The sequence below is a fragment of the Betaproteobacteria bacterium genome (assembly GCA_016720855.1).
In the GTDB taxonomy this organism is placed as follows: domain Bacteria; phylum Pseudomonadota; class Gammaproteobacteria; order Burkholderiales; family Usitatibacteraceae; genus FEB-7.
The window spans coordinates 187,969-208,582 of record JADKJU010000002.1; the positions used below are offsets into that span (position 1 = coordinate 187,969).

Annotated in this window: 14 protein-coding genes; 2 read left to right on the forward strand and 12 right to left on the reverse strand. The window is 69.2% G+C overall.

Annotation, left to right across the window (positions count from 1 at the left end; genetic code table 11):
• Positions 1–14: 14 nt before the first annotated feature.
• Positions 15–1,943: an ATP-binding cassette domain-containing protein gene (locus IPP91_08065; GenBank protein MBL0142022.1), complete on the reverse strand. Its 1,929-nt coding sequence runs from the start codon at positions 1,941–1,943 to the stop codon at positions 15–17.
• A 340-nt stretch (positions 1,944–2,283) separates the two neighbouring features.
• Here IPP91_08065 and IPP91_08070 point away from each other — a divergent pair, with 340 nt between their 5' ends.
• Positions 2,284–3,486: a pyridoxal phosphate-dependent aminotransferase gene (locus tag IPP91_08070; protein MBL0142023.1), complete on the forward strand. Its 1,203-nt coding sequence runs from the start codon at positions 2,284–2,286 to the stop codon at positions 3,484–3,486.
• 8 nt (positions 3,487–3,494) lie between these two features.
• The gene (locus tag IPP91_08075) at positions 3,495–4,562 is read left to right on the forward strand and encodes an ionic transporter y4hA (protein MBL0142024.1); all 1,068 of its coding nucleotides are present in this window, start codon (positions 3,495–3,497) and stop codon (positions 4,560–4,562) included.
• A 16-nt stretch (positions 4,563–4,578) separates the two neighbouring features.
• Here IPP91_08075 and IPP91_08080 read toward each other — a convergent pair whose 3' ends face one another.
• From IPP91_08080 to IPP91_08130, 11 genes are all read right to left on the reverse strand, one after another.
• The gene (locus IPP91_08080; GenBank protein MBL0142025.1) at positions 4,579–4,959 is read right to left on the reverse strand and encodes a carboxymuconolactone decarboxylase family protein; all 381 of its coding nucleotides are present in this window, start codon (positions 4,957–4,959) and stop codon (positions 4,579–4,581) included.
• A gap of 54 nt (positions 4,960–5,013) precedes the next feature.
• The gene (locus IPP91_08085; GenBank protein MBL0142026.1) at positions 5,014–6,348 is read right to left on the reverse strand and encodes an FAD-dependent oxidoreductase; all 1,335 of its coding nucleotides are present in this window, start codon (positions 6,346–6,348) and stop codon (positions 5,014–5,016) included.
• An 8-nt stretch (positions 6,349–6,356) separates the two neighbouring features.
• Positions 6,357–8,048 carry a dihydroxy-acid dehydratase gene (locus IPP91_08090; GenBank protein MBL0142027.1) on the reverse strand — a complete coding sequence of 564 codons (1,692 nt, stop codon included), beginning with the start codon at positions 8,046–8,048 and terminating at the stop codon, positions 6,357–6,359.
• Positions 8,045–9,124, reverse strand: coding sequence for a LacI family DNA-binding transcriptional regulator (locus IPP91_08095; protein ID MBL0142028.1), 1,080 nt, complete (start codon positions 9,122–9,124; stop codon positions 8,045–8,047). The genes IPP91_08090 and IPP91_08095 overlap by 4 nt, the downstream gene beginning before the upstream one ends.
• Positions 9,125–9,126: 2 nt before the next feature.
• On the reverse strand, positions 9,127–10,107 hold the full coding sequence (locus tag IPP91_08100; GenBank protein ID MBL0142029.1) for a tripartite tricarboxylate transporter substrate binding protein: 981 nt from the start codon (positions 10,105–10,107) through the stop codon (positions 9,127–9,129).
• Between the two features lie 46 nt (positions 10,108–10,153).
• Positions 10,154–11,374: a CoA transferase gene (locus IPP91_08105; GenBank protein ID MBL0142030.1), complete on the reverse strand. Its 1,221-nt coding sequence runs from the start codon at positions 11,372–11,374 to the stop codon at positions 10,154–10,156.
• A gap of 34 nt (positions 11,375–11,408) precedes the next feature.
• Positions 11,409–13,016 carry an FAD-binding oxidoreductase gene (locus IPP91_08110; protein ID MBL0142031.1) on the reverse strand — a complete coding sequence of 536 codons (1,608 nt, stop codon included), beginning with the start codon at positions 13,014–13,016 and terminating at the stop codon, positions 11,409–11,411.
• Positions 13,017–13,130: 114 nt separating this feature from the next.
• Complete coding sequence (locus IPP91_08115) at positions 13,131–14,648, reverse strand: ABC transporter permease subunit (GenBank protein ID MBL0142032.1); 1,518 nt, start codon at positions 14,646–14,648, stop codon at positions 13,131–13,133.
• A 7-nt stretch (positions 14,649–14,655) separates the two neighbouring features.
• Entirely contained in the window at positions 14,656–18,273 is a 3,618-nt protein-coding gene (locus tag IPP91_08120) for an aminopeptidase (GenBank protein ID MBL0142033.1), read from the reverse strand.
• 9 nt (positions 18,274–18,282) lie between these two features.
• Positions 18,283–19,173, reverse strand: a complete 891-nt coding sequence (locus tag IPP91_08125; protein ID MBL0142034.1) for an ABC transporter ATP-binding protein — start codon at positions 19,171–19,173, stop codon at positions 18,283–18,285.
• 162 nt (positions 19,174–19,335) lie between these two features.
• Positions 19,336–20,532, reverse strand: coding sequence for an NrdH-redoxin (locus tag IPP91_08130; protein ID MBL0142035.1), 1,197 nt, complete (start codon positions 20,530–20,532; stop codon positions 19,336–19,338).
• Positions 20,533–20,614 lie beyond the last annotated feature (82 nt).

Sequence of the window (20,614 nt, forward strand, 5' to 3'; positions counted from 1 at the left end):
CGCCTTCCCGGTCGTCAGGACAACGCGGCCTTCCGGGCTTCCAGCTCCTCCCACCGCGACAGGAGCGCCGTGAGTTCCTCATCGATCGCGGCGTGGCGCGCGTTGAGCGCCTTCAGGTCCACCGTGCGGTCGGCATAGAGCGCGGGGTCGGCCAGGCGGCCCGCCAGCCCGGCCTGCTCGCGTTCAAGCGCCTCGACCTTCGCCGGCAACTGCTCGAGTTCGCGGGCCTCGTTGAATCCCAGCTTTGCGCGCTTCCGGGTGCCGCGCGCGTCGCTCCTCGGGGCGGGCGCCTGGCCCGTGTCTTCGGCTTGCGCTTCGGCGGGCGCCCTGGTCCCGGCGGCCCGGGCGCGCTGCCAGTCGGCATAGCCGCCCGCGTACTCCTTCCAGCGCCCGGCGCCCTCGTACGCGATGGTCTGGGTCACCACGTTGTCCAGGAACGCGCGATCGTGGCTCACGAGGAAGAGCGTTCCCGCGTAATCCTGGAGCAGGGTTTCCAGAAGCTCCAGCGTCTCGATGTCCAGGTCGTTGGTGGGTTCGTCCAGCACGATCACGTTGGCGGGGCGGCTGAACAGGCGCGCGAGGAGCAGCCGGTTTCGCTCGCCTCCGGAAAGGGTCCGCACCGGCGCGCCGGATCGCTCGGGGGGAAAGAGGAAATCGCCGAGGTAGCTGATCACGTGCTTCCTCGCCCCGTCGATTTCGACGAAGTCTCCCCCGGGCGAGATGGTCTCGGCGAGCGTGGCCTCCTCGTCGAGCGCGGCGCGGAACTGGTCGAAGTAGGCCACGGCCACCTTGGTGCCCAGTCGCACGGTGCCCGCATCGGGAGCAAGCTCGCCCAGGATCAGCTTGAGGAGCGTGGACTTGCCGCAGCCGTTGGGGCCGATCAGCCCGATCTTGTCGCCGCGCAGGATGCGCGTGGAAAAGCCCTCCACCACCCGCTTGTCGCCGAAGCGCTTGGTGACGTCCTCGAGCTCCGCGACCAGCTTCCCGGAGCGCTCGCCGGGCGAGAGCGCGAGGTCCACGCGCCCGACGCGGTTGCGCCGCGCCGCCCGTTCGAGGCGCAGCGCCTCGAGGCGCCGCACCCGTCCCTCGTTTCGCGTACGCCTCGCCTCCACGCCCTTGCGGATCCAGGCTTCTTCCTGCGCCAGTTCCTTGTCGAACTTGCGGTTCACCACCGCCTCGATCGCAAGCATCTCCGCCTTGCGCTTCTCGTAGGCGCTGTAGTTGCCCGGGAAATCGGCCAGCTTGCCGCGATCGAGTTCCACGATCCGCGTGGCCACGCGGTCGAGGAAGCGCCGGTCGTGCGTGACGAAGAGGACGGCCCCGGCGAAGCCCGCGAGCATTTCCTCCAGCCACTCGATGGCCGCGACGTCGAGGTGGTTGGTGGGCTCGTCGAGCAGCAGCAGGTCGGGATCGCGCACCAGCGCCCTGGCGAGCGCGACGCGCTTCTTCAACCCCCCGGAGAGGTCGGCCACCGGCGTATCCGCCGGCAAGGCGAGGCGGTCCAGCGTCGCTTCGATGCGATGCTCGAGCGTCCAGCCGCCGGTGGCCTCGAGGGCTTCCTGCAGCTGCTGCAGCCGCGCCATGAGCGCCGCCTCCTGCTCGCCGCCCGGGTGCGCTGCCAGCGCATGCGTCGCGGCGTGGTAGTCCACGAGAAGTTGCGTCCCCTCGCCCAGGCCCTCGGACACCGCCTCGAAGACGCTTTGCCCCGGCGCAAACGACGGCTCCTGCGCCACCGTCGCGAGCTTGAGCCCCGGCTCGAGCCACACCTTTCCGTCGTCGGCGCGCGCGGCGCCCTCGATGATCCTCAGGAGGCTGGACTTCCCGGTGCCGTTGCGCCCGATGAGGCCGATGTGTTCGCCTGCTTCGATCACGAGGTCCGCGTGGTCGAGGAGCGGCACGTGCCCGAAGGCGAGCGAGATTTCGGAGAGCTGGAGAACGGGCATGTCAGCCTGCCGGGCGCACGTCGTACGGGTCCGGCGTGCGGTATCGCCTGGCGAGCCGCCGCTGCGCGAGCGTTCGGCTCGCCTTACCGGTGTCCTCCGGCGCGTCCGGAGTGTCCTGCTTGTGCGGCATTGTCTTGTTGCCCGTTTCTCGGGAGCCCGATGATAGTCCGGCTGCCCGAACCGCGCAGAATGCCCTGGCGTTTTGCAGCGCCGCGGCAGGCTGGCGAAACCGGTGCCCCGTCGATGCGGCCGGGCATCGCGCCGTGCGCCGCTGCGACTTGCCGTAACATTGCGGGTGAATCCGGCCTCCGGCCGGCCCCTCGCAACGACGGAAATCCCCATGCCCTCCATCAGCCGCCGCGCCGACCAGCTCGGCACCGAAAACGCGTTCGTGGTCCTCGCCGAAGTGGGCAAGCTGCAGGCCGCCGGCAAGGACATCATCTCGTTCTGCATCGGCCAGCCCGATTTCCCGACGCCGCTGAACATCCAGGACGCGGCCGTGAAGGCGATCCGCGGCGGCAAGCACGGTTACACGCCTTCGGCCGGCATCGTCGAGCTGCGCGAGGCCATCGCGACTTACGTCTCGCGCACCCGCGGTATCTGCGTGAGCGCCGACGACGTCGTCGTGGGCGCGGGTGCCAAGCCGTTCATCGCCTACACGATCCTGTCCGTCACCGACCACGGCGCGGGCGACGAGGTGATCTACCCGAACCCCGGCTTCCCGATCTACGAGTCGCAGGTGAAGGCCATGGGCGCGGTGCCCGTGCCCATCTACCTGCGCGAGTCGCGCGGCTTCAACTTCGACCCCTCCGAGCTCGAGGCGAAGATCACGCCCAGGACGAAGCTCCTCATCCTGAATTCGCCGCAGAACCCGACCGGGGGCATCGTCTCGAAGAAGGACATGGAGGCCATCGCCTCGATCCTGGCGAGGCACCCCGATGTGTGGGTGTACGCCGACGAGATCTACTCGCGCCTCGTGTACGACGGCGCTTTCGCCTCCCTTGCCGCCATCCCCGGCATGCTGGAGCGCACGATCATCTGCGACGGCGCCTCCAAGACCTGGGCCATGACCGGCTGGCGGCTCGGGTACGCGGTGAACAAGGCGCTGGCGCCGGTGTTCACGCGCTGGGTCACGAACACGGAGTCCTGCGCTTCCCACATCAGCCAGTGGGCCGCGGTGGAGGCGATCAACGGCCCGCAGGATGACGCGGAGAGGATGCGCGCGAGCTTCCTGGAGCGGCGCGACCTCATCGTGGGCCTGCTGAACAAGGTGCCGGGCGTCACCTGCCAGAGCCCCGGCGGCGCGTTTTACGCCTGGCCCAACGTGACCGAGGCGTGCCGGCTGGTCGGCGCGAAGGATTCCGAGGAGTTGCGCGTGCGGCTGCTGAACGAGGCCGGCGTCGCCGTCCTTGCCGACATCCACTTCGGCCCGCGCGTGCCCGACGAAGGCCAGCACATCCGCTTCAGCTACGCCGCCTCCAGCGAGGCGATCGGGAAGGGCGTGGCGCGGATGGCCGACTTCGTCCGCCGGAACACGCGATAGGCGCGCGTATGCCGGCCTGGGCATGGCTCGTCCCCGCGGTTGCCGCGGCGACGCTGGGAGCGGCGATCGCGCTCGACGTGGGGCCGATGCTCGCGGCCCTGTGCGCTGTCGCCCTCGTCGGCGCGGTGTTTGCGGCCGTGCACCACGCCGAGGTCGTGGCGCACCGCGTGGGCGAGCCCTTCGGCACGCTCCTGCTGGCGGTCGCGGTGACGGTCATCGAGGCTTCCCTCATCCTCTCGATGATGCTCACCGGCGGCGCGGGGCAGGCCGCATTGCCGCGCGACACGATCTTCTCCGCCATCATGATCATCGCAAATGGCGTGATCGGCGTGTGCCTGCTCGTGGGCGGGCTGCACCACCGCGAGCAGTCCTTCCGCGCCGAGGGCGCGGCGCAGGGCCTGACGGCGGTGATTGCTCTCTCGACGCTCTCGCTGGTGCTGCCCTCGTTCACGACCACCACGCCGAACTCGACCTACAGCACATCCCAGCTCGCCTTCGCCGCCATCGCCTCACTCGTGCTCTGGGCCGCCTACGTGTTCATGCAGACGGTGCGGCACCGCGACTATTTCCTGCCCACCGGCGACGCCTCCAACCAGGACGCCCATGCGCAGCCTCCGTCCGCCGGCGCGGCATGGGCGAGCTTCGGCCTCCTGATCGTCTCGCTCGTGGCCGTGGTGGGGCTCGCGAAGATGCTCTCGCCCACGATCGAACGGGCCGTGGCCGCGGCGGGCGCTCCCAAGACGGTGATCGGCATCGCCATCGCCCTGCTGGTGCTGCTGCCGGAGACCTGGGCGGCGGTGCGGGCGGCGCGGGCCAACCGCTTCCAGACGAGCATGAACCTTGCGATGGGCTCGGCGGTCGCGAGCATCGGCCTCACCATCCCGGTGGTCGCTTACGCTTCCGTGGCCTACGGCATTCCGCTCACCCTGGGCCTCGATGCGAAGGACATCGTGCTGCTCGTGCTCACGTTCGTGGTGGGCGCCATCACCATGGGCACGGGCCGCACCAACATCATGCAGGGCGTCGTGCACCTGGTGATCTTCGCGGCGTTCCTCTTCCTCGCGCTCGTCCCTTAGCGTTCCGTCAGGGGGTTCAGGCCCGGTCCTGCTCGGCGAACACCTCGCGCGCAATGCGGAAGGAATCGATCGCCGCCGGCATGCCGCAGTAGGCTGCAACCTGCAGGAACACTTCGCGCATTTCGTCGCGCGCGACGCCATTGCGAAGCGCCCCGACGACGTGCAGCTTGAGTTCGTGCGGCCGGTTGAGCGCGCTGATCATGGCGAGGTTGAGGAGGCTGCGGGTCCTGCGATCGAGTCCATCGCGCCCCCAGACCGCGCCCCAGCACGATTCCGTGACCAGCCACTGCATGGGCATGTTGAAGTCGTCGGCGGCGGCGAGCGCCTTGTCGACGTATTCCGCGCCGAGCACTTCCCGGCGGATGGCCAGACCGCGGTCGAACAGGTCGTCGTTCATGGGAACCTCCCTGACTTGAAAATCTGCGACAGCGTTGCGGTACGGCACGGGGCGCTAGGCGAGGGCAGGCGTGAGGATCACGCCGTGGCGCTCCAGCGAGCCTTGCAGCAACTCGATCGGGACGGCGCGGACATTTGCGCCCGCGGCCAGGCTCGCCGCCGCGGCCGCGCCGGCGGCCTCTCCCATGGCCATGCACGGGCCGGCGACGCGAACCGAGGCTTGCGCCACATGGGTTGCGGACAGGTTTCGTCCCGCCACGAGGAGATTGTCGAACCCCTTCACCACGAGACAGCCGAACGGGATGCCGTAGTACTCGCCGTCGGGCAGGAAATCCCACTGGGTGCTGGTGCCGCGGCCATGGGTTTCCAGCGGCCACGACGAGCAGGCGATGCGGTCGGCGGGCTTCACGCATCCGCGAACGTGCGCCTCGGTGAGCACGGCATCGCCGTGGATGAGCCGCGTCTCGCGCACGCCCACCCGTGCGCCGATGTCGATCACCCGCGCTCGCTCGAACCCGGGCACGTAGCGGCGGAAGACCTCCTCGTACATCCTCACCTGGCGCCGGCCCTCGCGCTCCGCATCGCCCAGGTCATCGGGGTCCACCAGGTTGAAGGGGCTGCCATCGGGCTTGCCGAGCTTGGTGACGTTCAGGTGCGCCACGCCTTCGAGCGGGTTCAGGTGCACGCCGGTCGCCGTGCGCGGAAGGGGATAGCCTTCGCTCGCGGCGCGCTCGAGGCACTCGCGGATCTGCGCCCGCGCAAGCTGGCCGGCGCGAACGGTGTCCACGCCGCCCAGCCGGAACATCGCGGAGCCGTACTGTGTCTCGCCCTCGTGCCCCAGGTCGAAGCCTGCCCCGGCACGCGCAGCGACGTCGCCGTCGCCCGAGCAGTCCACCACCACCCGGGGCACGATCGCGCCTCGCCCGCCCTTGTTCTCCACCACCACCGCGCTCACGCGCGCGCCTTCGGTCATCACCGCCACGGCGCCCGTGTGCAGCATCACGCGCACGCCGTGGGCGGCGACCATCTCGTCGGCCACGCGCTTCATCGACACCGATTCGTAGGGCACGCCGACGATTCGGCCATGACGGCGTGGCGGGAGTATCGCGTCGACTTTCGCGAGCCGCTCCTCCAGCTCGAGGCACAGCCCGCCAACGACGCGGCCCAGGCGCTCCTCGTCGATGACGGCGTGAATGCCGCAGAAGCCACCCAGCGTGACAATCGTGAGCGTGCCCCCCAGGCATCCGTAGGATTCCACGAGCAGCGTCGAGGCACCGGCGCGCGCGCTGGCACAGGCGGCAGCAAGGCCCGCGGGACCGCCCCCCACCACGAGCACATCGGGCTCGGCCAGGACCGGCAATTCGCGGGCGGGCTCGGTGAGACGGCGCACGGCCGGGCTCACTTGCGCGGCCCTTCGGCCGGGCGCACCAGCACCGCGCCGCGGGACATGGGTTCCACGACGCGTGCGTAGATCGACAGCCACCCGTTCTCGCGGGCGGGTTCGTGCGCCACCAGCCGCCCGGCGCGCGCCTCGAGTTCCGCCTGCGGCACCTGCAGGGTCACGCAATGGCGTTCCATGTCGATCCGGATCACATCCCCATCCTCCACGAGCCCGATGGGCCCGCCCAGGGCCGCCTCGGGCGAGACCTGCCCGATCGCGATGCCGCGATTCAGGCCCGAGAGCTGCCCGTCGGTGATCACCGCGACGCTCGTCGACAGGCCGGCGCCATCGACCGCCGCCACGAAGCCCGAGGCGAGCGCCATGCCCGGGCCGCCGCGGCAGCCCATGCCGCTCAGCACGGCAATCGTGCCCGGCACCAGGCGCCCTTCGCGAAGCGCCGCGAGCGCCTCTTCCTGAGAGCCGAACACGAGGGCCCTGCCGTCGAACACCGACTGTTTGGCGCTGGCATCTCCCAGCTTGAGGATCGCGCCTTCGGGAGCGATGTTGCCGCGCATCACGATCACCGAGGGCTTGCGCGAGAGCGGGTCGTCGAGCGTGCGCAGCACGCTGCCGACAGCGAAGGGCCGCGCAAGCTCCTCGCCCCACGAGCGTCCCGAAACGGTGAGCGCCTCGCGGTGCAGCAGGCTCTCCAGGCGCTTCATCACGGCGCGCGTTCCGCCGGCCGCTTCCAGTTCCTCGATGCGCGTCTCGCCATTCGGGCGCACCGCACAAAGCAGCGGCACGCGCGGGCCGAGACGGTCGTACAGCTCGTAGATGTCGACGGGGCACTGCGCCTCCATCGCGACGGCCTGCAGGTGGCGCACGAGGTTGATCGAGGCCGAGAGCGCGAGGCCGGCCATGACCGCGTTCTCGAAGGCCTCCTTCGTGAGGAGGCGGCGCGGATTGAGTCCCTCGCGCACCATCTCCACGATGCGATTTCCCGCGGCCTGCGCGAACTCGAACATGCGCGCACTGTTGGCGAGCACCGGCGTGCTGCCGGGCAGGGCGAGGCCCAGCGCCTCGGTTGCGATATGCATCGTGTTGGCGGTCCCCATGCCCGCGCAGACGCCCGGACCGGTGATCGCCACGTCGCACATCGCGGCCAGGCGCTGCAGCGTGATGACGCCGGCGCTCACCTTGCCCACGCTCTCGTAGACCTCCTCGATGTCCACCGCCTGGCCATCGAGGCGGCCGTGGGGCTGGTAGCCGCAGGGCACGATGATCGTCGGAATGTCCAGGCGCGCAGCGGCCATGAGCTGGCCCGGCGCCGTCTTGTCGCAGGAGGCGAGGCAGACCATGCCGTCGAGCATCGCGCCTTCCACCTGCACCTCGATGTCGTTCACCATCAGGTCGCGGCTGGGCAGGATGTAGCGCCCCTGGCGCCCGGCGCTGGTGATGAAGTCGCTCGGGGCCGCGGTGCGCACCTCGAACGCGAGCGCGCCCGCGGCGCGGATCGCCTCCTTCACGCGGGCGGCCACGCCGTCGAGGTGGCTGAAGCAGATCGAGAGCTCGGAGGAGGAATTGACGACCGCGATCTTGGGCTTCTCGAGATCGGCCTCGGTGAGGCCGAGCGCCCGCCATTGCGCGCGCCGCACGGCCCAGCGGGGGGATCCGGGTTCGAAGTTGCTGCGCAGGGGCCTCGCGTTCATCGACGGGCTTTTCCCTTCGAAGTCGGCGCGGGAGGAAAGGGCGTTCGCGCGGTGGAGCCGCGGATCACCAGTTCGTTGGGCAGGCAGCGATGCGCCACGGGTGCTTCGCTGCCGGCCACGCGCGCAAGCAGCAGGTCGATCGCCTGCGCCACCATCAGCTCCATGGGCTGGCGCACCGTCGTGAGGTCGAAGGCGCCCCACGAGGCGAGTTCAATATCGTCGTAGCCGACGATCCACAGGTCCCCGGGCACGCGCAGGCCGCGGCCGCGCGCCCCGTCCATGGCGCCCAGGGCGAGCACGTCGTTCACACAGAAGATCGCGTCGGGCGGCGCGCCCAGGTCGAGCAGGCGCTTCACCGCCTGCTCGCCGCTCGCGTGCGAGAAGGTGTCGGACCGATAGTAGTAGTGAGGCGGCAGCTCCACGCCGCGGCGCCTGAGCACCTCGCGAAAACCCTTCTCGCGGTCGCGGATCGTGCTCGCACGCGGCACGCCCCCGATCAAGGCGATGCGCTTGCGCCCGCACCGCACCAGGTAGTCGGCCACGCGCCGGCCGCCGTCCAGGTTGTCGCTGGACACCTGGTCGCTCGCGTAGGAATCGACGATGCGGTTCACCAGCACCACCGGGAAGCTGCCCGCGGAAACGTCGCGCAGGAACTCGGACTCCTGGGTGGCCGCGGTGAGGATCACGCCATCGACGATGCCCTGGCGCAGCGCCCGGCTCGCGGGCGCATCGCCTCCGTGCTCGGAATCCCAGACGATCATCCGCTGGCCGAGGCGGGCGAGTTGCGCGCCGATCGCCTCGAGCATCGCCGGATAGAGCTGGTAGGACAGGCGCGCGACCACGACGCCGATGGAGCCGGTGCGGCTGGTGCGAAAGGCTCGCGCCGCCGCATTGGGCTCGTAGCGCGTCTCGGCCAGCACCTTGAGGACACGGTCGCGCGTCTGCGGGCGCACTTTCGGGTCCTGCCGGAGCACGCGCGAGACCGTGGCCTGGGACACCTGCGCGAGGCGTGCGACGTCGTGACTGGTCACCGCGCCGGCGCCGCGCTCGGCAGCCGCGGAGGGCGCCTTGGGCATCTTCAGTCGAGCGTCACGTTGTTGTCGCGGGCAACCTTGCCCCACTTCGCGATCTCCTCCTTCACGTACAGGTCGAATTCCTCGGGCGTGCTGCCCACGATTTCCGCACCCAGCCCCGTCAGTTTCTGGGCGATGTCGGGCATCTTCAGGATCTTGAGGATCTCCGAGTTGAGGCGGTTGATGATCTCCCTGGGCGTTCCGGCCGGCGCCATCACGCCGCCCCACGACACCGCCTCGAATCCGGGAAGGGTTTCGGCGACGGTCGGCACGTCCGGCAGCGACGGGAGGCGCTTGCTGCTGGTCACCGCGATGGCGCGCAGCTTCCCGGATCGCACGTGCGGCATGCCCGCGATGGCCGTCGGCAGCGCCACGTTCACCAGGCCCGACATCACGTCGATCATGCCGGGGGCGTCGCCCTTGTACGGGATGTGCTGCATCTTGATGCCGGCCATGGCGTTGAAGAGCTCGCCCGACAGGTGGTTGGACGCGCCATTGCCGGCGGAGGCGAACGTGACCTTTCCGGGGTTCGCCTTCGCGTAGGCAATCAGGTCGGGGACCGTCTTCACGGGCAGCGAGGGCGTGACGACCATGATCTGCGGCACGATCGTCGTGAGCGTGATCGCCGCGAAATCCTTGATGGCATCGTAGGGAAGCTTCTTGTACACGACCGCATTGATGGCATTGGGCCCGAGGTTCGCCATGAGGATCGTGTAGCCGTCCGGCGCGCTCTTGGCGACGTACTCCGTCGCGATGATGCCGTTCGCGCCCGGCTTGTTCTCGATCACCACGGACTGCCCGAGGGATTCGGTCAGCTTGGCGCCGATGAGCCGGGCCGTGACGTCGGAGGCCCCGCCGGGGGGGTACACGACGATGAACTTGATGGCCTGCCTGGTCGGCCAGCCCTGCGCCTGTGCGGCCATCGGAATCGCCAGGGCGGCAACGAGGCCCAGGGCGAAGTGTCGAACGATCGAGGCAAGCTTCATGTCCATATCCTCCTTCTGCGGGTTGGGCTTCCTGCCGGGGCCGGCTCTAGATGACGCCCCGGTCCTTCAATGACGCGATCTCCCCGGGCGCGAGCCCCAGCATGTCGCCCAGCACCTGCTGCGTGTGCTGGCCGAGGACGGGGGGCGCCGTGGAGTACTCGATTGGGGTTCGCGAGAAGCGGATGGGGTTGGCCACCTGCGGCACGGTGCCCGCCTGCGGATGCGGCAGGTCGAAGCGCAGGCCGCGCTCGATCACCTGGGGGTCGGCGAACACCTGGTCGATGGTGTTGATCGGGCCGCAGGGCACGGCCTCGGCTTCCAGCACCACCATCCATTCCTGCGTGGTTCGCGTCTTCATCGCCCCGGCGATGTGCGCCACCAGGGCGCTGCGGTTCGCCAGGCGCGAGCGGTTGTCGATGAAGCGCGGCTCCATCGCGATGGCCAGACCCGCAACCGCGCAGAACTTGCGGAACTGGTTGTCGTTGCCGATCGCAAGGATCAGGTTGCCGTCCTTCGTGGGGAAGCTCTGGTAGGGCGTGAGGTTGGGGTGCGCGTTTCCCCAGCGCACCGGCACCTTCCCCGAGACGAGGTAGTTGAGGTTGTGGTTCATGAGCCACGAGACCTGGGAGTCGAGCAGCGACATGTCGATGTGCTGGCCCCGCCCGCTCGAATCGCGCTCGCGCAGTGCGGCGAGGATCGCGATCGTGGAGTACATGCCGGTCATCATGTCGGCGATGGGCACACCGCATTTCTGCGGCCCGCCGCCGGGCAGCTCGTCGCGCTCGCCCGTGATGCTCATGAGCCCGCCCATGGCCTGGATCATGAAGTCGTAACCCGCGCGCGCGCGGTAGGGGCCGGTCTGGCCGAAGCCGGTGATGGAGCAATAGACGAGGCGCGGGTTCACGGCCGAGAGCGTCTCGTAGTCGAGGCCGTAGCGCTGCATGTCGCCGAACTTGTAGTTCTCCACCAGCACGTCGCTCTTCGCGGCGAGCGCGCGCGCCAGGCGCTGGCCTTCCGCGCTCGCGATGTCGAGCGTGATCGACTGCTTGCCGCGGTTCGTGGAGGCGAAGTACGCGGAGTCGGTCGTGTCCGTGCCGTCGGGCCGGTGCAGGAAGGGCGGGCCCCAGGCGCGCGTGTCGTCACCGCTGCCCGGGCGCTCCACCTTGATCACCTCCGCGCCCAGGTCCGCGAGCACCTGCGTGCACCACGGGCCGGCGAGGATGCGGCCCAGGTCGAGGACGCGGATGCCGTTCAGCGTGCCGGGCATGGGTCCTGCCGATCGGGATGGCGAAGGGGTGCGGTCACGGGTCCACCAGGATGCCGGGATTCAGGATGAGCTTCGGGTCGAGCTTGTGCTTCACCACGCGCAGCGTCTCGGCGAAGAGCGGAGGGATTTCCCTGTCGTACCACTGGCGGTGGTCGGGACCGAGCGAATGGTGGTGCGTGATCGTGCCGCCCGCGTCGCACATCGCCTGCGAGGCGGCCGACTTGATGGCCCAGAACTGCTCGACCAGCTTCGACTTGTCGCCGAACGCGTGCCAGGTGAAGTAGGGCGCCGGTCCGTCGGGATAGACGTGGGTGAAGCGCACGGTGCAGGTGCCCGGGCGGCCCGTCACTTCGCGGATGGCGGCCAGCGTTCGCTCCTTCACGCTCGCCTGGAAGGCCATGTAGCGGTCCCACGTGATGCAGCTCTCGCTCGTGTCGCGCATCACGCCGCGGGCGATCGCGTGCTGGCGCAGGTACGGCCCGCGCAGGAACTTGTTGCGCCAGTTGCCGGCCGCGCCCTTGCGCTGCGAATCCTCCTCCTGCAGCGCCTGCTTGTCCCATTCCCCGCCGTGGTCCGCGCAGATCTCGAGCGCGCGGTTCATCCACGGCTCGAGCGGATGGTCGCCCGACTCGAAGGTGAGCACGAGGATGTCCTTCGTGCCGTCGCCGGCCTCCGTGAACAGCGCCTCTTCGCGCTCGAGGAGGCGCGCATTGGCGGGGTTCAGGCCCGACTGGCTGATCACGCGCACCGCCTCCACCGCCCTGGCGTAGTCGCCGAAGCGCACCGTCGTCGCAAGCCGGAAGGTGGGCTTCTTGTGCAGGCGCACCCACGCCTCCGTGACGATCCCCAGCGCGCCTTCGGAGCCCAGGAACAGGCGATCGGGATTGGGGCCGGCGCCGGAGGTGGGCCAGCGGCGCGATGCGATGAGGCCTGCAGGCGTCACCACGCGCAGGCTCTCGATGTGGTCGTCGATCTGCGTGTAGGCCGTGGCGTAATGGCCCGCGGCGCGCGTGACGATCCAGCCCCCGAGCGTGGAGAACTCCCAGGCCTGCAGGAAGAAGCGCATGGTGAGGCCCGTGGGCTTCAGCTGGCGCTCCATGTCCGGGCCCAGGACGCCGGCCTGGATGCGCGCGGCCTGCGAGGTCTTGTCCACCTCGAGCACCTTGTCCAGGTGCTTGAGGTCGATGGTCACCAGGCCCTTGAAGCGCTCGTCGCGGGTGTGGTTCACGCCGCCTGTCACGCTCGAGCCGCCGCCGAAGGGAACGGCCGCGTAGCCGTTGGAGCCACACCAGTCGAGCACCGCGGCGACATCGGCCTCGTCGCGCGGATAGGCCACCACGTCGGGAGGATTCGAGAAATCGCGCCGATGGATCATGCGCGCCAGGTCGTGCACCGAGCGGCCGTAAGTGTGGAAGAGGCGGTCGTACTTCTCGTCGGTGCAGAAGGCCTTGAGCGGGCCGGGAATCGCCACGCGCGAGGCGCGGATCGTGGTCTCGGATTCCACCGGCATCGGCGCCGGGTCGAAGCGATCGACCTTGAAGAGGGTGGACCACGTCTTCTCGAACCAGCCGAGTTCCTCCGCCGAGACGGCATCCTCCTCGTACCCCCAGCCGTAGAAACTGCGCCGCTTCCCGCCCGTCATCGCGTCACCCATCGCCTGCCTCCTTCCCGCTGCCCGTGGAACCGCTGTGAATACATAGTCAGACGGAGTTCCAAGCGCTCAGGGACCCCGGAAAGCGCAATGATGACTACGTAGTCATTGTTTGTCAACGGATTCCGCGCCGGGGGCGGGCGCCGGGCACAGCCAGCGCTCCCCAAGCTCGAAGGCGGCATGCACGGCAAGGGCCAGGGCCGCGGCCGGGATGGCCCCCGCGAGAAGGAGGGCGTTGTCGTTCACGGCGAGCCCCTGGGCGATCCGCTCGCCGAAGCCGCCCGCGCCGACGAATGCCGCGATCGTCGCCGTGCCGACGTTCACGACCGCCGAGGTCTTAACTCCCGCGAGGATCATCGGGAGTGCCAGCGGCAGCTCGATCCTCGCAAGCGACTGGCCCGGCGTGAGCCCGAGCGCCAGCGCCGCATCCCGCAGTCCCCGGGGCACGCCCAGCAGCCCCGCATGCGTGTTGCGCGCGATGGGCAGCAGGGCATAGAGGAACAGGGCGAGGAGCGCGGGCCCGGCGCCGATGCCGGTGAGGGGAATGAGAAAGGCGAGGAGCGCCAGCGACGGCACCGTCTGCACGAGGCCCGCCAGCGCCAGCACCGGCTGCGCGAAGGCACGCACGCGAGCCGCGAGGACCCCCATCGGTACGCCCAGGGCCACGGCCGCCGCAAGCGAGGCGAAGACCAGCGTCACGTGCTCGATCGCGAGCCGCGCGAAGTCGGGTGCGAAGACGGCCGACCAGAGACCCCGCGAGGCGCCTGCCGGCCCGCCGCCCAGGAATTCGCCCGCCACCTGGTCGAAGGGCACCCGGTCGAGTTCCGCCCGGGCGTTGAGGCGGATCATCGTCCGCTCGTCGAGCCGCCCTTCGAGCGCCTTCCACGCAGCGAATGCCGCAGGGTGGCGGGCCGGTGCGTCGATGCGGTGCAGCACCACGGCGTCGTAGCGCGGGAAGAATCCCCGGTCGTCGATGAGCACACGCACGGCGAAGCGTGCGATCTTCGCGTCCGTCGTGTAGATGTCGATCACGTCGACCTGCCCGGCGCCGAGCGCCTCGTAGGCAAGGCCGTGGTCGAGCCCGCGCGGGCTTGCCTGCGGCAAGGCGTACGCCGCCTTGAGCCCCGGCCATCCGTCCTCGCGCCGCAGGAATTCGTGCGACAGGCCCAGGGCGAGATCCCCATGGCGCGCGAGATCGGAGACGGTCGCGATGCCCTTGGCGGCGGCCACACTCTCGCGGATGCCCAGCGCGTAGCCATCGGAAAATCCGAGCGGAATGCTCGCCGCCAGCCCCATCGGCGCAAGCCGGCGGTTCAGGCCCGCCAGGTCGAGAGGTTGCGTTTGCTTGAGGATCTCGCGCGCGATCGTGCCGGTGTACTCGGGGTAGGCGTCGATGGCGCCGCGCGACAGGGCCTCGAAGAGGATCGCGGTATTGCCGAGGCCGGGGCGCAGTTCGACCCGCTCGCCCGCGCGTTCGGCCGACTGGGCGAGAAGCTCGCCCAGCACGTAGCTCTCGGTGAAGCGCTTGGAGCCCACGCGCAGGGGCTCCGCGCCTTTGGCCGGCGCGATGAGCGCGGCGATGAGGGCGAGGAAGGCGGCGATTCGGGCACGGCTCGGGATCATGGACGACTCACGAAGCGGGTTTCACCTCCGTGAGATTGTCGTCCGAATTGCGGTCGATGCGCTTGTTGAACGGGTCGACGCCCACCCACTTCGGCTGCTGGTCGACGACCAGGTCGATCTTCGCGGTGCCGGAGACCACCGTGCGCCGCTCGACCAAGAGCACGCTCGCCTTCGAAAAGCCCTTCTTGCCGGGCTGTGCGGTGAAGACCCCGATCTCGAACGGCTCCGAGAGCGGCGCTTGCGTCTCCTTGCCCTGGCCGTCGGCGTAGAGCTTCCTGCCCTCGACCGAGAAGCTCACCTCGTACCGGCCGTCGCCGCGCTTCTTCCACGTGGCGTCCTTCGCCTTCATGTCGTAAAGCGTGATTTTCTCAAAGAGATCGGAAATGAGCGCCTCGTGCTGCGGCCCCGCCTCCTCGCGCAGCATCCTCACGAACTCGCTCGAGGAAGGATAGGGCGCGGGCTTGAAGGCGTATTGCGCGATGAGCCGGCGCAGCGCCCGGTCCACCGCCTCCTCGCCGACGGCCTCCTTCAGCCAGTACATGACGAGCGCGCCCTTGCGGTAATGGACGTAGCCCTGGTTCTCCACGCGCACGAGCGGCAACTCCTCCACCACCTCGCCGCCGCGGGCGCGCAGGTAGCCGTCCAGCTCGTACTTGAGGAACTTGCGCATCATTTCCGGCCCGTAGAGCTTCTCCATGACGAGCATCGCCGAATACTGCGCGAAGCTCTCGGAGAGCATCGTCATGCCCTGCTTGTCGGCGCCGATCACCTGGTGTGCCCACCACTGGTGCGCGATCTCGTGCGCCGTCACGTAGGTGACGAGGTCGATCTTCTCGTCGCCGTCGGCCGTCTTCGCCGGATGGTTCTGGATGAACCCGATTGTCTCGGAATAGGGAACCGTGTTGGCGAAGGACTGGGCGAAGCTCTCGTAGCCGGGAAACTCGAGGATGCGCGCCTGCCGGAACTGGTAGGGCGAGAACGCGCGGGTGAAGACCGCGAACGAGGCCTTCATCGCGTCGTTCATGAGCTGGGCGTTGTGGCCGTGCTCCGGGTGGTGGTACACCGCGAGCGCGACGGACTCGCCCGCGGCCGGCTTCCACACGTCGGCCTTCACCGCGTACTTCGCCGACTGCATCGAGAAGAAGTGCATGATCGGCGCTTCGGTCCGGGTGTGCAGCGTGCGCCTGCCGTTTGCGGTTTCGTCCGAGAGGGCATAGCCCGGCGCGACGGGAATCTGGTCGGCGTCGGTGCTGACGGTGAGGTCGGCTTTCACCCAGTCGCTGTCGTGGCGGATGTAGTTGTTGGCCCGCGCGCCCTCGTCCTCGAGCTTCGCCGGCCTGAGCTCCGGCGGCAACCCGTACTTGCGCCGCTTGGCACGGTCGGTGAGGAGCATCGCGTGGTCCATGCCCAGGAGCGGGGCCACCTCGAAGTTGTTGAGGAAAGTGCCGTTCGCGACGATCCGCGTGAGCGGCCGCGCGTTCGGGAAACCCCGCTCCTCGAGCGTCGAGGCGAAGCGCACGGTGCGCCGTTCGCCAGGCTGCATCGGCACCTCGAACCGGTAGATGCGGTAGTGCAGGTCCGCGTATTCCTTCTCGAGCTTCGCGCCCTCGACGGCAAGCTCCGTCATGGCGAGCCGGGAGTCGGGATTCCAGCGCACGTGCACGACGGGGAGCGCCGCGTCCGTGCGGTTCTCGATCGCGTATTCGCCGCGAGTCAGCGCGCGCACCTCGCGCGGATACAGGTCCACCGCGAGCTTCACGTCCGTGATGCGCGGCTGCGGCACTTTCTCGTAGGCAAGCAGCGTCTTCTCGTACTCGGCCATGGCCTCCTCGCGCTGCGGGCCGGTCATGTACCTGTTGAGCCCGTTCGTGTTGTGGAAGATGAAGGCCCCCGTGCCCGCGAATCCGGCAAGGCCGATCGCCAGCGCGGCCCCGGACGCACCGCGAAGGCGCGTGCCCAGGCGAGCCAGGCGCGGCGCCAGGCGCATTTCCGTGCCGCGCCGCCACAGGCAGTGCGAGAGCACGACGAGCACGAAACCGAAGGCGAGCCAGTACGCCTGGAACCAGGCCTGCCCGATCCAGAAGCGCCCCAGGCCGTTCATGTCGGACAGGGGCGCGGGCGGGACGCCGGCGTAGCTGTAGAGGTTGTGCTCGAAGCCCGCTGCCGCGAGCGAGATCGTCGCGACCAGGTAAACGAGCATCACCGCCCAGCCCATGAACTTGTGGGGAACGAGCACCTGGATGAAGACCGATAGCGCCGCCATCTGCAGGGCCGCGATCACGCCGGGCAGCGCGAACCACAGCAGGTAATGGCCGATCTCCAGGCGCGTGTAGCCGTGCCAGAGCTGGAACCCGACGCCGACCAGGATCCCCGCCACGTACGTCGAGACGAGCACGCCCGCGATGGCGAGGATCTTGGGCACGACGAACGCCCAGTCCGGGGCGGCGCTCGCGCCGACGATCTCGTGCATGCGCCGGTCGTGGTCGCGCCAGACGAGCTCGCCCGCGTAGTAGATGGCGATGATGATCGGGATGATGGAGAAGGATCCCTGGAGCACCTCGACCATCGCGCGCGTGACCGGAAAGTAGTCGACGCCGCGCAGCGTGGTGGACCCGGCCATCCCGCCGAAGGCGTTGAACATGCCGACGGCGAGCAGCACGAAGAACGCGGGGCTGCGGAACACGAAGCGCATGTCGAAACGCGTGAGGGCGCCGAACTGGCTCCGGCTCGTTGCCGGGCCGGCCCGGGGAGCGGATACGGCACGCGGGACCGGGGCGGGTCTCCCCCCCTCGTCCAGGGCCTTCGCGCTCGCCATCGATATCGCCGCGCCCTGCGTGCCGAAGCGGAAGCGCCAGTAGGCCAGCAGGAACAGGACAGCGCCCACTGAGACCCAGATGAGGCGGTTGTAGAGCATCAGGCCCGAGATCGGCGGCAGCATCGTGTTGCGCTCCGTGGCCGTCCAGTAGCGCGTCATGCGCGTGAGCGCGCTCATGCCGAACGGGTCGGTAAGGCTCGCGATCGCGTCGTAGGCGGGGTCGCGCATCAGTACGCGGCTCGTGGTGAAGAGCACGAGAAAGGCCACGAGCCCCACGTAGGTCCACATCATCGAGCGCGTCACGGTGGCCAGCGCGAAGAAGCCGGCGGCCATCACGAGGAGGGTCGGGAGCCCGATCACGAAGAGCGCGTAGAGGTAATGGCCCGCGACGAAAGGACCCACCTTCTCGGGGTCGAGCCACGGCATCCACGACCCGACGAGCATCCCGAGCGCGACGGACGAGAGGACGAGGAAGGCGACGAGAGCGGCGCCCGCGAAACGGCCCACCAGGTAGTCGAGCTTGGTGATCCGCGTGGCCTGCAGGAGCGGCGCGAACCCGGTCTCGTCGTCGCGCACGATCACGTTTGACACGAACGCGGTGACGATGAACACCGCGAACACGCCCATGACTCCCACCGTCTGGGCGATGGCGAACGGGGAATTCACGTTGACGTTGCCCTTCCCCCCGATCTGGATCTCGTCCATGGTGACCGAACCGAAGGTGAGCAGGAAGAAGAGCGCGAAGCCGACCGCGAAGAGCGGGGCGCGCAGCTGGTAGCGGACCTCGAAGGCCGCGATGCGGGCGAGCATGGTGGCGCTTCAGGCGGCAGCGGCGACGGTACGCCGGTGGGTCGCGAGCGTGGCGAAATACAGGTCCTCGAGGCTCGCCTCCACCGGCTCGAAGCCCCCGGCGGGCGCGGCGTCCGCGGCGACGTGGATCTCGGTGCGGCCGGCGCGAAGGCGGGTGGAGATCACATCCAGGCGTTTGCGCGCCTCCTCGAGGTGCGACTTGTCGATGACGCTCCTCCAGATGCGGCCCTTGAGCGCGTCGAGGAGGCGCTGCGGCTCGCCCACCTGCACGATGCGCCCGCCCACGATGATCGCCATCTGCGAGCACAGGTCCGTCACGTCGTCCACGATGTGCGTGGAGAGGATCACCACGACGTTCTCGCCGATCTCGGCGAGCAGGTTGTTGAAGCGGTTCCTTTCCTCCGGGTCGAGGCCGGCGGTCGGCTCGTCCACGATGATGAGGCGCGGATTGCCGATGAGCGCCTGCGCGATTCCGAAACGCTGGCGCATGCCCCCCGAGAAGCCCGCCACGGCCTTCTTGCGCACGTCCCAGAGGTTCACCTGCTGCAGGAGGTTATCGACGGTGTCCCTGCGCTCGCCCTTGCGCGAGATGCCCTTCAGGATGGCCAGGTGGTCGAGCAGCTCCCGGGCCGAGACGCGCGGGTAGACGCCGAAGTCCTGCGGCAGGTAGCCCAGCGTCGCGCGTAGCCGCTCCGGTTCGCGCACGGCGTCGATGTCGCCGAAGCGGATGGTGCCCTGCGACGGCGTCTGCAGCGTCGCGATGCAGCGCATGAGCGTGGACTTGCCCGCGCCGTTGGGGCCGAGCAGGCCGAACATCCCGGTGGAGATCGTGAGCGTGGCGTCCTCGAGGGCGCGCGTCCCGTTGGGATAGACGTGGGTGACGCCTTGGAGCGTGAGCATGAAAGGGCCTTTCGTGGAGATCGGCATGCCGGCCGGGGGCGGGTGAGCGCCGCTGCCGGCAGTCTCGGCGAAAGGGGGCCGGGGGGCAACGTCGGCGGCATGAAACGCCGGATCGGGCGGATGGAATGCAGGCGGCGGCCCCCGGCGCGCGCTGCCCGCCCGTCAGCGCGGCGCCAGGACCAGGTAGAGGCCCAGCCCCAGCATCACCAGGCCCGAAAGCAGTTTCAGCAGCCGGCCTTCCTTTTCCTGCAGCCGCTTCTGGCTGAGCGTGACGACGCCGATCGAGAGCACGACGACGTCGTCCAGCATGTACACGACGTTGTACAGCACGAGGTAGCCGTAGTAGGCCCAGGGGTCGAGCTTCCTGAGCGTGAGGATGCGCGTATAGAGCGCCGGCAGTCCCGAGGTGCACAGGAGCTCGACGAGCTGCACCAGGATCGCGAGCACCACCGTCCCCGCGATCGCCAGCCACAGGCTCTGCTCGCGCATGAGCCGGCGCATGCGCGCGACGATGCCCGGCTTGGACGCCGCCGGAATGGAAAGCGTGATGCCCCGCCCGAAGGCGAAGAAGTCCTTCACGTTGATTAGCCCCGCCACCAGCGCGATCACGCCGAGGACGATCTCGGAGGCGCGCGAGATGCCGATCAGGAGGAAGAGGTTCAACCAGGCCGCCATGAAGGCGAAATAGGCGATGCCCTCGATGACCACGAACGTGCCGGCGATCGCAAGCATCCTGCGGCGGTCGCCGATCGCGGCCAGCATCGAGATCATCATGATCAGCACCCACATCGAGCACGGGTTGAAGCCGTCGAGCAGGCCGATCGCGATGGTGAACGCCGGCAGGCCCACTTCATCGATGCTGATGCGCGTGCCGATCCACGGCAGCTCGATCGAACCGGCATCGGGATCCGCCGGTGCGGCGCAGGGCGTCTGCGCTTCGATCTTGCACATTCCGTCGGGCCCGCCGTCCGGCCCCGCGGGCGGCGCCCGGGAGAGCAGCGCGCGAACGCGCGCCCCCGAGGCTTCCTCGCCCGCAAACCCGACGACGAGATCCCCACGCACGTGAAAGGCGGGAACGCCCGAGATCCTGCCGGGCGTGGCGGCCACGAGCTCCTGCAGCCGCTTCATGGCGCCCGGATCGCGGCTCACGTCGCGGACCGTCACCGTGAGGGCCGGCTGTTCCCGGCGCAGCCTCTCCACGAACCGCTCCGCATCCGCGCAATGCGGGCAGCCTTCGCGCACGAAGAGCTCCAGCTCAAGGGCCCCTGGCGCGCTCGCGGCCTGGGCGGCCGCCGACACCGGGCATGCAAGCGCCATCGACAGGACCGCAATCAGCAGGGCGGCGCCGAAGCCGCGCATGCGGTTTGCGAACGTCGATTGCGACAGGTCAAGTGAGCGATGCGGCATGGTGGGAGGATGGTCCGGTAACGGGATGCCGCCC

Excerpts from the sequence above, each read along its gene's own strand:
- IPP91_08065 (MBL0142022.1), bottom strand. The coding sequence starts at position 1,943 with ATGCCCGTTCTCCAGCTCTCCGAAATCTCGCTCGCCTTCGGGCACGTG.
- IPP91_08070 (MBL0142023.1), top strand. The coding sequence starts at position 2,284 with ATGCCCTCCATCAGCCGCCGCGCCGACCAGCTCGGCACCGAAAACGCG.
- IPP91_08075 (MBL0142024.1), top strand. The coding sequence starts at position 3,495 with ATGCCGGCCTGGGCATGGCTCGTCCCCGCGGTTGCCGCGGCGACGCTG.
- IPP91_08080 (MBL0142025.1), bottom strand. The coding sequence starts at position 4,959 with ATGAACGACGACCTGTTCGACCGCGGTCTGGCCATCCGCCGGGAAGTG.
- IPP91_08090 (MBL0142027.1), bottom strand. The coding sequence starts at position 8,048 with ATGAACGCGAGGCCCCTGCGCAGCAACTTCGAACCCGGATCCCCCCGC.
- IPP91_08095 (MBL0142028.1), bottom strand. The coding sequence starts at position 9,124 with ATGCCCAAGGCGCCCTCCGCGGCTGCCGAGCGCGGCGCCGGCGCGGTG.
- IPP91_08100 (MBL0142029.1), bottom strand. The coding sequence starts at position 10,107 with ATGAAGCTTGCCTCGATCGTTCGACACTTCGCCCTGGGCCTCGTTGCC.
- IPP91_08105 (MBL0142030.1), bottom strand. The coding sequence starts at position 11,374 with ATGCCCGGCACGCTGAACGGCATCCGCGTCCTCGACCTGGGCCGCATC.
- IPP91_08110 (MBL0142031.1), bottom strand. The coding sequence starts at position 13,016 with ATGACGGGCGGGAAGCGGCGCAGTTTCTACGGCTGGGGGTACGAGGAG.
- IPP91_08115 (MBL0142032.1), bottom strand. The coding sequence starts at position 14,648 with ATGATCCCGAGCCGTGCCCGAATCGCCGCCTTCCTCGCCCTCATCGCC.
- IPP91_08120 (MBL0142033.1), bottom strand. The coding sequence starts at position 18,273 with ATGCTCGCCCGCATCGCGGCCTTCGAGGTCCGCTACCAGCTGCGCGCC.
- IPP91_08125 (MBL0142034.1), bottom strand. The coding sequence starts at position 19,173 with ATGCTCACGCTCCAAGGCGTCACCCACGTCTATCCCAACGGGACGCGC.
- IPP91_08130 (MBL0142035.1), bottom strand. The coding sequence starts at position 20,532 with ATGCGCGGCTTCGGCGCCGCCCTGCTGATTGCGGTCCTGTCGATGGCG.